Source organism: Streptomyces sp. NPDC048291 (genome assembly GCF_043201715.1).
In the GTDB taxonomy this organism is placed as follows: domain Bacteria; phylum Actinomycetota; class Actinomycetes; order Streptomycetales; family Streptomycetaceae; genus Streptomyces.
Map to the genome: position 1 here is coordinate 214,789 of NZ_JBICZC010000007.1, position 13,702 is coordinate 228,490.

Genomic DNA, 13,702 nt, shown 5'->3' on the forward strand with positions numbered 1-13,702 from the left:
CGGCTTCGTCGGCGGTTCGCTCGTCGGTTCACTCGGCGGCGAGCAGGTGGGCCGGGGCGATTCGGGACAGTCGGCGGATCGGCACTGTCAGGGCCGCCACCACCAGGGCGGTCGCGGCGAGCGTGGCCAGCAGCGCGGCGCCGGTGACCGTGAGCAGGTGTCCGTGCAGCACGCCCCGGCCCAGTGCGAGCACCCCGGCCAGACCGGCCACCGCGCCGGACAGGCCGCCCAGCAGAGCCAGCCCGATGCCCTCGTAGAGGGTCAGCCGCGCCAGCTCGCGGTCGGTCCAGCCGGTCGCCCGCAGCACCGCGAGGTCGGCGGCGCGTTCGCGCTGCGAGATGACCAGGACGTCGATGGCGCCGGCGGCGCCCAGCAGCAGGGACAGGGCGACGCTGAGGTAGTCGGCCTCGCGCGCCTGCGCCACCACGGCGCTGCCGAGCAGCGACCCGGCCACCTCGCCGCGGAAGGCCAGCGTCAGGGCGAGCAGCACCGTGAACGCGGCCACGCCCAGTGCCAGCCCCGCCGCGCCCAGCAGCGTGCGGCCCCGCACCCGCAGCAGGTTGAGCACGGCCAGCCCGGCCACCGAACGCACCGGGCGGGCGCGGCGGGCCGCCGTCACCGGGGGCCGGACGGCTTCCATCGGGCCCAGCCGGGTGGCGAGCCAGGCGGGGACCAGGCCCGCGGCCGTGGCCAGCAGGAGCGCCACCGGGAGCACGAGGAGCGCCTTGGCCCCGGCCGCGGGCTGTCCCAGCAGCAGGCCCAGCACGTACGCGAGCAGCGCGCCCGCTGACCCTGCGGCGAGGCCGATCACCGCGAGTTCGCCGAGGACCAGGCGGAGTACCTCGCCGCCGCTCCAGCCCAGGCAGCGCAGCGTGCCGATCTCGGTGCGGCGGGAGCGCACCGAGGCCAGCGCCGCCTGGCCGAGGAAGAGCGCGCACACGACGAGGACCAGGACGAAGAGCACCGCGCTCTTGGTGTCCACCGCCCGGAGGATGCGCAGCGCCACGCCCTTGGCGACCCAGCGCTCCGTCACCTGCGCCGACCCGCTCAGCGCCACCGTCCGCGGGGCGGGCGAGCTGCCGACGGTGACGTCGACCTGGAGCCGGGGGTAGGCGGCCCGGATCGCCCCGGCTACGGCGTTCACCCGGGCCCGAGAGGCGGTGTCGACGCCGGTCACCCCGGCCACCCGGATCCTGATCGCGCTCACCGGCGCCCTGTCCTGGAGGTCCGGGACCCGGCGGCTCTTGGTGAGCGCGGTGATGGAGTCCATCGTCGTCAGCATGGTGGGCGGCGGGCTGACGTAGCCGCCCAGGTTGCGGTCCGGTCGCAGCGGCCGGCCGTTCAGCTTCGCCCGGGTCGCGGCGTCCGCGCCGGTGACCTGCGGCGACTGGTAGGTCTCCAGCGGGGTGTCGGAGAGTGCCGAGAAGCCGTGCAGCCTGCCGGTGTCGTAGCGGCCGACCAGGCGGACGAAGGGGTTGGGCAGGCGCCCGGAGTCGACGCCGTCGCAGGAACCCAGACCGATGCATTCCGTGGCGCCGTGGCTGGTCACCTTCCGGTACTGGGTGCCCTGGTGGTTCTCCTCGGGGACGTTGGGGAACGGCTGCTGATCCGAGGCGGTGACCCACAGGCCGCGCTTCTGGGGCGGCTGCGGCTGCGCGGCGAGGTCGCCGTCGGAGGTCCGGCGGTAGGTGACCGGGCCGACCGTCCAGTAGTTCCCGGTGTCGAACGAATCCTCGGTCAGCGCCTTGCGGTAGCCCTTGCCCAGGTCGACCCGGGTCCTGCCCACCGTGGTGCCGTGCAGGCCCTGCACGAAGCTGCCGGCCGTCGGGTTGCCCAGCTTCGAGGGCAGCTCGGCCGGGTCGCCGACGTCGAGCCGCTGGACGGTGGCGTCGAGCGTTCCGGTGGTCAGCGGGTCGTTGCTGAGCAGCGCCGGGATGTAGGAGTCGTGCTGTCCGTGGACGCTCTTGGCGGACGACACCGTCCACGGCTTGTCCCGCTCGGTGAGCATCCGGCCCGAGGTGACGGTGGAGCCGAGGCCCACCAGCTTGTCCTCGGCCGCCGGGTCGACGGCGGACAGCAGCACGGGGTAACTGACCGGAACGTCGATGGTGGCCTTGTCCCGGCCGGACTGGCAGTTCATCCGCGAACTCAGGGCCGGGTCGAACGGCGACTTGTCCCTGAGGTCCTCGGCGATGAAGTTCGGCCTCATCGGCAGTTTCAGGTTGAACTCGGTCTGCTCGGTCTTGTCCCAGTTGAAGTAGAAGCAGACGTCGTACTTGCCCTTGAGCTGATACCGCCGGGTGCTCTTGTCGACCGTGCCCTCCTCCAGGGTGTCGGACTGGAACAGGTCCTCCGTCGTTCCCGCCGAAGTCAGGGGGGAGCGGGTGAGGTAGACGTATTCGTCGGAGGTGCGGTAGGCGCCCAGTCCGGAGGTGAGCGTCGGGCTGATGCGCAGGATCTGCCGGGACGCCTCGGAGTCCAGGAAGCGGGACACGTCCACGGTGACCGTGCTCGACACCATCAGGTAGCCGATGTTGGCGACCGGCGCGGCCACGTCGACCCCGGCCAGGGAGCGGATGCGCCGGTACTGGTCCATGGTGATGCCGCCGAACGTGCCGGACAGGAAGTTCGGCGCGACCAGGCCGCTCTGCCGCTCCACGGCCGTCTGCGAGTCGGGCGGGCGCACCAGGACGTCGTACGCGGACCGGGCGTTCTTCCGTACCGTGCCCACGGTGGTCGCCTGGCTCGTGCTCACCGTCGAGGTCAGCAGGGTGAAGCTGGTGGCCGCCACCAGGATCCCGGCGGCCAGGGCCAGTGCGCGCCCGCGCCGCCGCCGGAGCTGGTCGAGGATCATCGTGATCACGGGCGCAGGCCCCCCAGCCGGTGCAGTACGTCGCCGAGCGGCGTGATCCGCTGGTCCGAGGTGATCCTGCCGTCCTGCAACCGCACCACCCGGTCGCCGTTGGCCGCGACCTCCGCGTCGTGGGTGGCGATGAGCATCGTCATCCCGTACCGCTCGCTCAGCGACATCAGCAGGTCGATGATCTCCCGCCCGATGACGCTGTCCAGGTTGCCGGTGGGCTCGTCCGCCAGCAGCAGCCCCGGCCGGTTGACCAACGCGCGGGCGACGGCGACGCGTTGCTGCTGGCCGCCCGACAACTGCGAGGGCAGGGCGTCGGCCCGCTGGTCCAGGCCGACCGCTTCGAGCAGTTCCATGCCGCGCGCACGGCGGTCGAAGTCCACTCTGCGCGGCAGGACGGGGGCGAGCACGTTGTCCAGCGCGGTCAGCGCGGGCAGCAGGTGGAAGCGCTGGAAGACGAAGCCGATCCGCCTGCGGTGCCGGTCCAGGTCCCGGCGCACGAGTTCCGTGCCGTCGATCTCGACGTGCCCCTCGTCGGGCCGGTCCATGCCCCCCGTCACGTGCAGCACGGTGGACTTGCCGGCGCCGGAAGGACCGGTCAGCATCACCACCTCGCCCGCCGCGACCTCCAGGTCGACCCCGTCCAGCGCGGTCAGCCCGGGATACCGGCGGCTCACCCCACGCAACGCCACGCTCACAGCCATTGATGCAGCCTCGCCCTCGGCACCTACATTGCGGCAATTCAGGGGTATGTTGTCACAATGTAGAAGGGACGTATATGCCGCTCCACCACGCCGTGCTCGCGCTGCTGACCCGGCGACCGAATCACGGATACGAACTCAAGGCCCGGTTCGAGGAGGCCATCGGCCCGCAGTGGGGTGGCCTGAACATCGGGCACCTCTACCAGATCCTCGAACGGCTGGTCCGCGACGGCTATGTCTCCCGCTCGCAGGTCACGCAGACCGACCGGCCCGACAAGAACCTCTACACGCTCACCGAGGCGGGCGAGGCCGAACTGCGCTCCTGGGCGACCACCGCCTGGGTGCGGGTCGGCGGCTTCCGCGACGAGCTGTTCCTGAAGCTCCTCGGCGCCTCCGCCCTGGGGCCGCAGGCCCTGACCACGCTGATCGAGTCGCAGCGGCAGACGTACCTCTCCGAGCTCGCGGGCCTGGCCCGCCAGCGCCGGGCCCACGCCGCCGAGCCCCTGGTCGCCGTCCTGATCGACGCCGCCGTCGCCCACACCAAGGCCGACCTCGAACTGCTGGACAGCGCCGCACAGCACCTGGGCCCGCTCGCCGCGGCACACGACACGCAGGCACAGGCGCAGGCGCAGGCACAGGCGCCGGCGCAGGGTGAGTCCCGCGCGGAGTCCGCCTGAACAGCGCCCCGTAAAGCGCCCCGTAAGGGGCGCGGGGAACTGCGCGACAAGCCACGACGGTGCCGCACCCGGCACGCCGGCCGGTTCAGGACAGCTGCGGCGGCAGCGGAGCCGTGTGGGTCACGATCAGGCCGGAGACCGCCCGGGTGAGGGCCACGTACAGGCGGCGCAGCCCGGTGCGCTCGTCCGGCTCGCCGTCGACGACGGCCTGCGGCTCGTCGAGGACCACGTAGTCGTACTCCAGGCCCTTGGCCAGCGACGCCGGGACCAGGGTGAGACGGGTCTCGGCCGTGGTCTCCTCGCCGGGGGCCAGGTGACCGATGCCGGCCGCCGCCAGCGCCGCCGCGAGCTCGGGCACGCGCGCGTCCGCCGCGATCAGGCCCGTCGAACCCTCGTTGCGGAGCAGCTCCTCGCACGCCGCGACCACTTCCGCGGTCTCCGTGACGGAGCGGAGGGCGAAGAAGCCGGGATTCTCACGGACCGAGGCGACCGGGGTGAGGCCCGGGGCGATGTGCGGGAGGAGCCGGGAGGCGTAGGTGATGACGTCGGTCGGGACGCGGAAACCCGCCGTCAGCTCCTCGATCACGCCCTCGGTCTTGCCGAGGTGGGCCAGCGCCTCGTCCCAGCTCCGCGTCGCCCACGGCGTGGTGCCCTGCGCCAGGTCGCCGAGGACGGTCGCCGAACCGGTGGTGCAGCGCCGGCCGACCGCGCGGTACTGCATGGGGGAGAGGTCCTGCGCCTCGTCCAGGACGACATGGCCGAGCGAGTGCGTGCGGTGCACGAGGTCCGTCGTCTCGTCGATCAGCACCGCGTCCGCCGCCGACCACCTGGCCGCCTTGACGCTGCGCACCGGCTTCGCCCAGACGATCGTCTTCTGCTCCTCTTCGTCGAGGATCCCGGCGGCGTGCTCCGCGAGGAAGTCCGCGTCCGTGAGCAGGCGCAGCACGAGCTTCGCCGGGTCGACCGGCGGCCAGACCTGCTTGACGGCCGCCTTCACCGCAGCGTTGCGCGCCACCGAGTCCTGCACGCGGTCGTCGGGCGCCTCCCCCGAGCGCTCCATCTGGACCAGCACGGCGTGTGCGATGCGCTGCGGCAGGGCCTCGCGAGAAGCGCCGTACCGGATGCCCCGGTCCAGCAACTCGCGGACGATGACCTCCAGTTCGTATGCCGGGACCCGCCAGCGCCGGGAACCGCGCACCACCACGACCGGTTCGGTGGGCGGCGTGACGTGCGCGTAGACGGCCCTGCGCAGGACCTCCGCCATCCGGGCGTCGCCCTTGACGACCGCGGCGGGGGCGTCGTCGGTGCCGCGGATGTCGACGTCGCGTGCCACCAGGTCGTCCACCGTCGCCTGCTGCACGGCCAGCTCGCCCAGGGCGGGCAGCACCTGCTCGATGTAGTGCAGGAAGGACCGGTTCGGCCCGATGACCAGGGTGCCGGTGCGGGCGAGCCGCTCCCGGTGGGCGTAGAGGAGGTACGCGACCCGGTGCAGGCCGACGGCGGTCTTCCCGGTCCCCGGGCCACCCTGCACGCACACCGTTCCGCCGAGCCCGCTGCGCACGATCTCGTCCTGCTCGGGCTGGATCGTCGCCACGATGTCGCGCATCGGGCCGACGCGCGGGCGCTCGATCTCCTGCTGGAGCAGTTTGCTGGTGCGGGCCGTCTCGGCGGGGTCGGAGAGGTGCTCGTCCTCGTACGCCGTGATGTCGCCGCGGGTGTACCCGAAGCGGCGGCGCAGCGCGATGTCCATCGGGTCCTTCTTGGAGGCCCGGTAGAACGGCTGCGAGACCGGCGCCCGCCAGTCGATGACCATCGGGTCGCCGTCGTGGTCGTGCACGTGCCGGCGCCCGATGTAGAAACGCTCGCCGTAGGCGCCTTCCGCCTGGTCGGCGCCGGGGGCGTGCAGGTAGTCGAGGCGGCCGAAGAACAGCGGGGTGTCGCTGAGGTCGGCCAGCGCCTTGACGCGCTCCTCCATCTGGCGGGCGAGGACCTCGGCGTTGACCCAGTTCGCGGTGACGTCTCTGATGTCCAGCGACTCGACGTCCTCGCGCATGGCACGCAGGGCGGCGCGGGACTCGGCGAGGTGGGAGCGTTCCCGGGAGAGGGGGTCGGGGTGGAGGTCGGGGTGGGGGTCCGCTAGCGGGTCGTGGGCGGGCGTGGACAAGGGGGTGCCTCCGAAGGCCTGCGGGTCGATGGCGCTCAGGTGTGGATGGCGCACAGGTGGCGATCTGCCGACCGGTTTCCGTCCGGGCGGCGGCGCTCCGGGGGACGGAGGCGGGCAAGAGCGGAGATTCTAATGAGGTCGGGGTGGGGGACGCCAACGGATTTCCTGAGGGCGGGGCACGGCAGCGCCCCGCAAGGGGCGCTGGGGGTCCCCGGCCGAAGGCTGGGGGAGGAACTGCGCGACCAGCCCCCACTCGCCCGCACCCGTCCCGCAACCCCTAGGGGAAGCGTCACCCGGAGGGTGGGGCAAGGGTGGGGGGCCGGGTCCATCGGGGGGTGGACGGCGGTATGCCGGAAATTGGACCCGTGGACCGATGCCGTACCGGCACCCGAAGTTCCACCATGGAGACATGAGCGCAGCAACCATCCACCCAGCCCCCAGCCGCCCCCCGGGCGCCACGGCCCTCGACGGAGTCCCGCAACCCCACCACCGCCTGGGCGACGCCCTGCGCGCCGTCAAGGTCTTCGTCAGCGCCGCGTTCAGCGTCGCGATACTCGGTGAGTACGGCGAGGAAGCGGGCATACGCCGCAAGTAACGGCATAGGGTCACCCCCGTGCCGAACCGGACGGTGACGTCACCCCCTGCCCCGCCCGCCTCCCGCCCCCTGCTTCTGTCCCTCTCCTTACTGACGGTCTCCCTCTGCTCCTTCGCCGCCCTCTGCATCCTGCTCCGCGCCCCGATGGCCGACCTGCTGGTCTACCGGGCCGAGGGCGAAGCCGTGGTCCACGGCGGTGACCTGTACGGCTTCACGGTCACCGAGTGGCGGCTGCCGGCGACGTATCCGCCCTTCGCGGCGGTCCTGTTCGTCCCGACGACAGTGATCCCCGTCCCGGCCCTGAAGGCCCTGTTCCTCGCGGGCAACGCGCTCCTGCTCGCCTGGGTCGTCGCCCTCTCCGCCCGCCTGGCCGGCCGCACGGCACCCGTCCCGCCGCCCCTCCCGCTGCTGTGTGCGGCGACCGCACTCGCGCTCTGGCTGGAGCCGGTCTTCCAGACGCTCCTCTTCGGTCAGGTCAACCTGGCGATCACCGGCCTGGTCCTGTGGGACCTCACCCGCCCGTCCGGCGCCCGCGCCAAGGGCCTGGCCCTGGGCATCGCGGCGGGCGTCAAGCTCACCCCGGCGATCTTCATCGCCTACCTGTTCCTCACCGCGCGCAGAAAGGAGGCGGCCACCGCGACGGCGTCCTTCGCCGGCACGGCCTTGTTCGGTGCCCTGCTCCTCCCGGCGGCCAGCATGGACTTCTGGACGCGGCGCCTGTTCGAGACCGGCCGGGTCGGCAAGGCCTGGATCGTCGACAACCAGTCGCTCCAGGGCCTGGTGGCGAGAGCGACGGGCACGGCGGCACCGGGCCTGGCCTGGGCGCTCCCGGCGGCGGTGGTGGCGGCGGCGGGCCTGTGGCTGGCCGTCCGCGCTCACCGGGTGCACGGCTCCGACCGCTGGGGCGTCCTGCTCACCGCGTTCACGGCCCTGCTGGTCTGCCCGATCAGCTGGTCCCACCACTGGGTGTGGTGCGTGCCGCTGCTGGCGCTCCTGCTGGCCGAGGGCCGGACCCTCCTCGCGGCCACGGCGGCGCTGGTCTTCACGGCCCGCACGATGTGGCTGGTGCCCCACGCGGGCGACCGGGACCTGCACCTGCCGGCGTGGGAGCAGCTGTGCGCGTCGCCGTACCCGCTGCTGGGGCCGGCGCTGCTGGCAGGCGCCGTCGCGGCCCGGCGAGGGCACAGGCGAAGGCGGAGCGGCACCCCGTCCGGCGGCCCGGGCGCCGCGCTGCCGGACGCGCTGCCGGAGGGCTCTCAGTCCTCGGCCAGCAGCTCGTCCGCGTCCATGATCCGGTAGGCGTACCCCTGCTCGGCCAGGAACCGCTGCCGGTGGGCGGCGAAGTCCTGGTCGATGGTGTCGCGGGCGACGACCGAGTAGAAGTGGGCCTGGTGGCCGTCGGCCTTGGGGCGCAGCACCCGTCCCAGCCGCTGTGCCTCCTCCTGGCGGGACCCGAAGGTGCCCGAGACCTGGATGGCGACCGTCGCCTCCGGCAGGTCGATGGAGAAGTTGGCGACCTTCGAGACGACCAGCACGCTGATCTCGCCCTCGCGGAAGGCGTCGAAGAGCTTCTCGCGCTGGGCGTTGGAGGTCTCGCCCTTGATGACGGGGGCGTTCAGGTGCTCGCCCAGTTCGTCGAGCTGGTCGATGTACTGGCCGATGACGAGGATCTGCTGGCCCGCGAAGCGCTTCACGATCGCCTCCGTGACCTTCCGCTTGGTCGCGGTGGTCGCACAGAAGCGGTACTTCTCCTCGGTCTCGGCGGTGGCGTAGGCCAGCCGCTCCGAGTCCGTCAGGTTCACCCGCACCTCCACGCAGTCGGCGGGCGCGATGTAGCCCTGCGCCTCGATCTCCTTCCAGGGGGCGTCGAAGCGCTTGGGCCCGATGAGGGAGAACACGTCCGATTCCCGGCCGTCCTCGCGCACGAGGGTGGCCGTCAGCCCCAGCCGCCGGCGCGCCTGCAGGTCGGCGGTGAACTTGAAGACGGGAGCCGGCAGCAGATGGACCTCGTCGTAGACGATCAGACCCCAGTCCCGGGAGTCGAAGAGCTCCAGGTGCGGGTAGACGCCCTTCCGCCGGGTCGTGAGCACCTGGTACGTGGCGATCGTGACGGGCCGGATCTCCTTCCGTGTCCCGCTGTACTCCCCGATCTCGTCCTCGGTGAGACTGGTCCGCTTCACCAGCTCGTGCTTCCACTGCCGCGCGGAGACGGTGTTCGTGACCAGGATCAGCGTGGTCGACTTCGCCTGCGCCATGGACCCGGCCCCGACCAGCGTCTTCCCGGCCCCGCAGGGCAGCACCACGACACCGCTGCCGCCGTGCCAGAAGTTCTCCACGGCCTGCTTCTGGTACGGCCGCAGCGCCCAGCCGTCCTCGGCGAGCTCGATCGGGTGCGCCTCCCCGTCGACGTACCCGGCGAGGTCCTCGGCGGGCCAGCCCAGCTTCAGCAGGGTCTGCTTGATCTGCCCGCGCTCGGAGGGGTGCACGGCGACGGTGTCGGGGTCGATCCGGGCGCCGACCAGCGGGATGATCCGCTTGGAGCGCAGGATCTCCTCCAGGACGGGCCGGTCGGTGGTGGTGAGCACCAGCCCGTGCGCCGGGTGCTTGCTGAGCGTCAGCCGCCCGTACCGGTCCATCGTCTCGGCGATGTCGACCAGCAGGGCGTGCGGCACCGGGTAGCGGCTGTACTCGACCAGCGCGTCCACGACCTGCTCGGCGTCGTGCCCGGCCGCCCGCGCGTTCCACAGCCCCAGCGGGGTCACCCGGTAGGTGTGGATGTGCTCCGGCGCCCGCTCCAGCTCGGCGAAGGGCGCGATCGCCCGGCGGCAGTCGTCGGCCCGCTCGTGGTCGACCTCGAGGAGCAGGGTCTTGTCGGACTGGACGATCAACGGACCATTCACGCGCGGCACCCTTTCCCTTCGGCCCATGAGGCCGTTCATGCGGCCGTCGTCACGGGCCAAAGTTCCAGTGTGCCTCATGGGCGGGCGATCACCTTCGCCGTTCGAGGAGGGCATCTGATCGTCCTGTGCAACCTTGGGCCCGTTTCGGGTGTCATGTCCCAGGGAGACGCGGATGACCGCGGCTCGGTGGGGAGGCTGGGGTGACGTCCGTACGCATCTGGAGTACCGGCGCGGGGGCCGTGGCGATACTGGTGGCGACCGGGGTGTGGGCACGCGGGTCGAGCGCGGTGGACGCCGGGCTGTGGGCCCAGGTGCGTCCCGCGATCGAGGCGCGGCTGGTGACGCAGTCCGCGGGGACCGGGGCCGGCGAGAGCGAGCCTGCTCTCAGGTCGCGGTGGTTCTGCCGGGCGGAGGCGCTGGACCTGGAGGAGAGCGGGGGCCGGGTGCGGGCCGGCGTCAACACGCTGTGCGAGGAGTACGGGGAGCGCGCGGGCGCCCTGGTGCTGTGCACCGGTGCGGAGATACCGGAGGTGGTGCGGCTGGAGAGGAACCCGTCCGACGGTGGCTATCGCGTCGTCTCCGAGGAACAGGCGCCGGACGAGGACGGCGCCGAGTGGGAGGAACACCACTTCAGCCACTACGCGACGTCCCACCTCGACAAGGGAATGACGTCCACCGACCTCCAGACCGCGGCCCGCACCCACTTCGGCCTCCCGCCCGGCACCCCGATACGGAACTGCTAGCCCCACAGCACGACACCCCGCCCCGAACGAGGCACGGGAAACTGCGCGACCACCCACGCCGCCGCCGTGGCCAGCCCTCTGACGCACCGGTCCGCGACTGCCGACCCGAGGGCGAGGCGCCCCGAAGGGGGCGCGGGGAACTACGCGACCGGCCACGCCGCCGCCGTGGCCAGCCCTCTGACGCACCGGTCCGGGACTGCCGACCCGGGGGTGAGGGGCCCCGAAGGGGGCGCGGGGAACTGCGCGACCGGCCACGACGGCGCCGCGGCCGAACGACGGCACATCGCGGCGTTTCCAGCGGAGCGGTTCAGTCCTCCGCGAGCTCGGCCACACCCGTCACCCGGTGCAACGGATAGGTGCGGACCTCGTCCGCCGTGTGGTCGTACGCCGTGACGAATCCGCCCTCCACCCGGATCGGGGCGATGACCCGCTGGCTGGCGGTGCCCTCGGCGTTGACGTAGCCGATCCAGAGCGTGTCGCCGGTGAGGACGGCGGCCTGCATCGTGGCGAGGGTCTCGGCGGCGGTGGTGCGCGGGAGCTCGCCCCCCTTGACGGCGGCGCCCGCCGCCTTGCGCGGGGCGGTGGCCGCGAGGTCACCCGCACGGATCGCGCGGATCGCCGCCGCGAGGAGCGTGGAGTCCGGTGGCGGCGGCCCGTCCGGCACCGGCTCGGGTGCGGTGCGCGGCGGGGTGCGGTGCGCGTGGGCGCGGGTGATCAGCACGTCGCCCTCGGCGGACTCGGCGGCCGGCGCGTAGCCCATCGCGCGCAGACCCTCCAGGAGCGCCGCCGGATCGGCCTGCGTGGCGAGCACCGTCGGGGCCAGCCGGCGCAGCCGCAGCCCCGACGCCCGCTTGTCGGCCATGATCTCGTTGAGGACGGTGTCGTCGTCGCAGCGGACGTACGCCGAGGCCGCGCCCACCCGCAGGTGCCCGTGCCGGCGGGCCACGTCGTCGATCAGGTACGCGAGCGGCTGCGGCACCGGCGTGCGGGAGTGCGTGGCGAGGAAGGCGTGCAGGTCGGCTGCGGCCTGGCCGGCGTCCAGGGCGCGCCGGACGGAGGCGGGCGTGAAGCGGTAGACCGTGGCGCCGCCCTTCGACTCGACGTCGGCGAGGACGCCCAGCGCGTCGGCGAGCGGGCGGCGCAGCGGGCCCGGGGCGACCGCGGTCAGGTCGGCCTGGAGCAGGACGTGGTCGAGGGGCTCGGGCAGCAGCGGGGTGAGCAGCCGGCCGGCGGTGGCGGTGGCGACGGCCTGCTCGGGCGGGGAGAGGGGTTCGAGGACGGGGGAGAGGTGGTGCCGGTGCACCGGGAGCTTGTCGCCCGGACCGGACGGTTCCGCCGCCTGCTCGGGCGTCTTCTCGGATGTCTTCCCGGATGTCCTCTCGGCGGCCGGTGCGCCGAGGAGCGCGCGGCCGTGCGCCGACAGCGCCCCGCGTCCCGTCACGCCCAGCAGCTCGGCCTCGGACAGGGTCCAGCGGGCCAGCCGGGTGCGCAGGTCGTCGCCGTGCTGCTGGGGGCCGCGCAGCGGGCGTTCCCAGCGCAGCCGGCCCAGCACCGAGTCGGCGGTCGGCGAGGTGCCCTCCGGGAGCGCGGCGAGGAGGGTCAGCACCCGGTGCCGTACCTCGGGCGCGGCGGAGCGGTCGAGGCCGGGGCCGAGCGCGGACAGGGCGCGGTCCTTGGCGTCCCGGCCGCCGACCAGGCCGGAGGTACGGGTCGCGGTCAGCCAGGCCTCGGCGAGCTGGGCCCAGCGTTCGGCGGGCGGCCGCTCCAGCCACTCGTCGTAGGCGGGGGTGGCCGCGAAGCGTTCGTCGGCCTCGCCGTCGGAGGCGAGCAGCCCGGCCGCGTAGGCCAGCTCGACCCAGAACGCGGCGACCGGCTCGGGCAGGTCCAGGGCGACGGCCGTCCGCTTGAGGTCCCGGACGCTCAGCCCGCCGGCCCGCAGCACCGCGGGACCGCCCTCGTCCCAGTCCTTCAGCAGCTCCTCGACGGTCGCGAGGGTGGTGTACGCCTGCCCGGCCGCGGTCGCGTCCACAACCTGTGGACGGTGGACGGCGGCGGGCTCGACGGCCGGCGGCACGGGCTCCGGTGCGCGGTGCGCGCGGCCCTCGCGCAGGTGCAGGGCGACCTCGCGGGGCAGCACCACGGTGCCGGGCGCGGTCGGCAGCAGCAGGCCGCGGTCGAGGAGCCAGCGCAGGTGGGCGGCCGGCTCGGGCGTGATCTGCCCGTACGGCGGCCCCCAGACCAGCCGGGAGAGGACCTCGCGGGACTCGGCGGGCGCCGCGGCGAGCAGCTTCGCCATCTTCCTGCGGTGCCCGAACAGCTTGGTGAGCGCGTCCACCGCGGAGACCGAGTCGTGCGTGGAGGGCAGCCCGGCGGCGGCCACGATCTCCTGGATCCGGCCCGGCGACATCCCCGAGGTGGCCTCCCGCACGCTCGGGCCGAGACCGGTCGGCGACGGGTGCTGCGGGGACGGGGCGAGCACCTCGCGTGCGGTCCGCACCAGCCGTAGCCGGTCGTCGTCGCCCCACAGCAGCGCCTGGTCGCGGAGCGCGGCGACGGCCCGCGGCAGCTCACCGGCGACCGCCGGGTCCCCGCCGTCCCCGGCCATCAGGCCGAGCAGCTCCTGGTACGACGCCGGGTCGCCGGCCACCGCCAGCGCCTCCGCGCTCTGCAGGGCGAAGCGGTCCAGCCGTTCCAGCGCGCGCAGCACCGAGGCGCGGGTGCCGGCCCGGGTGGCCAGCTGGGTCAGGTCGGTGGGCACGGGGGTGATGAGGTCGGGGCGGGCACGCAGCAGTGCGGCCAGGGAGGCGTCGTCCCTGGCCCGAAGCGCCTCCGCGAGGGAACGCGGCGGGGTGGCCGGGTTGCTCATCCGACCCACGGTAGCGGGTGCGGGGCGGGCACCGGGATCACCCGTCCCGCGGCCGTTCCTGTGTAAGGGGCAGCCACCGGGCGAACAGAACGTTGCGGAGATGTCCGGCGAATGAATTTCAGCGGGAGGATCGCGGCACCTCTGGCAACGCTCGGCACCCGGTCGTCACCCTGGGCTCCCTGGCAACCGCGCGATG

Annotated in this window: 9 protein-coding genes; 4 read left to right on the forward strand and 5 right to left on the reverse strand. The window is 73.4% G+C overall.

The genetic code is table 11. From position 1 onward, the window contains the following. Positions 1-28 precede the first annotated feature (28 nt). Positions 29-2,854, reverse strand: coding sequence for an FtsX-like permease family protein (locus ACGF5O_RS20515; RefSeq protein ID WP_393811561.1), 2,826 nt, complete (start codon positions 2,852-2,854; stop codon positions 29-31). A gap of 5 nt (positions 2,855-2,859) precedes the next feature. Continuing rightward, positions 2,860-3,564 carry an ABC transporter ATP-binding protein gene (locus tag ACGF5O_RS20520; RefSeq protein WP_393811276.1) on the reverse strand — a complete coding sequence of 235 codons (705 nt, stop codon included), beginning with the start codon at positions 3,562-3,564 and terminating at the stop codon, positions 2,860-2,862. 74 nt (positions 3,565-3,638) lie between these two features. Between ACGF5O_RS20520 and ACGF5O_RS20525 the strand changes: the two genes are divergently transcribed. Continuing rightward, positions 3,639-4,238, forward strand: coding sequence for a helix-turn-helix transcriptional regulator (locus ACGF5O_RS20525; RefSeq protein WP_393811277.1), 600 nt, complete (start codon positions 3,639-3,641; stop codon positions 4,236-4,238). Between the two features lie 85 nt (positions 4,239-4,323). On the opposite strand, the gene ACGF5O_RS20530 is transcribed toward ACGF5O_RS20525, so the two are convergent. Next, entirely contained in the window at positions 4,324-6,402 is a 2,079-nt protein-coding gene (locus ACGF5O_RS20530) for a HelD family protein (protein WP_393811278.1), read from the reverse strand. 409 nt (positions 6,403-6,811) lie between these two features. Between ACGF5O_RS20530 and ACGF5O_RS20535 the strand changes: the two genes are divergently transcribed. After that, positions 6,812-6,997 (forward strand): hypothetical protein, encoded by a 186-nt coding sequence (locus tag ACGF5O_RS20535; RefSeq protein ID WP_351957006.1) that lies wholly within the window; start codon positions 6,812-6,814, stop codon positions 6,995-6,997. Between the two features lie 18 nt (positions 6,998-7,015). Then, positions 7,016-8,296 carry a glycosyltransferase 87 family protein gene (locus tag ACGF5O_RS20540; RefSeq protein WP_393811279.1) on the forward strand — a complete coding sequence of 427 codons (1,281 nt, stop codon included), beginning with the start codon at positions 7,016-7,018 and terminating at the stop codon, positions 8,294-8,296. On the opposite strand, the gene ACGF5O_RS20545 is transcribed toward ACGF5O_RS20540, so the two are convergent. Continuing rightward, a complete protein-coding gene (locus ACGF5O_RS20545) occupies positions 8,254-9,897 on the reverse strand; it encodes a DNA repair helicase XPB (RefSeq protein ID WP_384035735.1) in 1,644 nt (547 codons plus the stop codon). The two genes, ACGF5O_RS20540 and ACGF5O_RS20545, sit on opposite strands and share 43 nt — an antisense overlap. Positions 9,898-10,097: 200 nt before the next feature. Here ACGF5O_RS20545 and ACGF5O_RS20550 point away from each other — a divergent pair, with 200 nt between their 5' ends. After that, positions 10,098-10,640, forward strand: coding sequence for a hypothetical protein (locus ACGF5O_RS20550; protein ID WP_393811280.1), 543 nt, complete (start codon positions 10,098-10,100; stop codon positions 10,638-10,640). A gap of 307 nt (positions 10,641-10,947) precedes the next feature. On the opposite strand, the gene ACGF5O_RS20555 is transcribed toward ACGF5O_RS20550, so the two are convergent. After that, positions 10,948-13,506, reverse strand: coding sequence for a helicase-associated domain-containing protein (locus ACGF5O_RS20555; RefSeq protein WP_393811281.1), 2,559 nt, complete (start codon positions 13,504-13,506; stop codon positions 10,948-10,950). Between the last annotated feature and the right edge of the window lie 196 nt (positions 13,507-13,702).

What these genes read in the sequence shown, in the direction of transcription:
- ACGF5O_RS20515 (WP_393811561.1), bottom strand. Translation starts at nt 2,854, where the DNA reads ATGATCCTCGACCAGCTCCGGCGGCGGCGCGGGCGCGCACTGGCCCTG.
- ACGF5O_RS20520 (WP_393811276.1), bottom strand. Translation starts at nt 3,564, where the DNA reads ATGGCTGTGAGCGTGGCGTTGCGTGGGGTGAGCCGCCGGTATCCCGGG.
- ACGF5O_RS20525 (WP_393811277.1), top strand. Translation starts at nt 3,639, where the DNA reads ATGCCGCTCCACCACGCCGTGCTCGCGCTGCTGACCCGGCGACCGAAT.
- ACGF5O_RS20535 (WP_351957006.1), top strand. Translation starts at nt 6,812, where the DNA reads ATGAGCGCAGCAACCATCCACCCAGCCCCCAGCCGCCCCCCGGGCGCC.
- ACGF5O_RS20555 (WP_393811281.1), bottom strand. Translation starts at nt 13,506, where the DNA reads ATGAGCAACCCGGCCACCCCGCCGCGTTCCCTCGCGGAGGCGCTTCGG.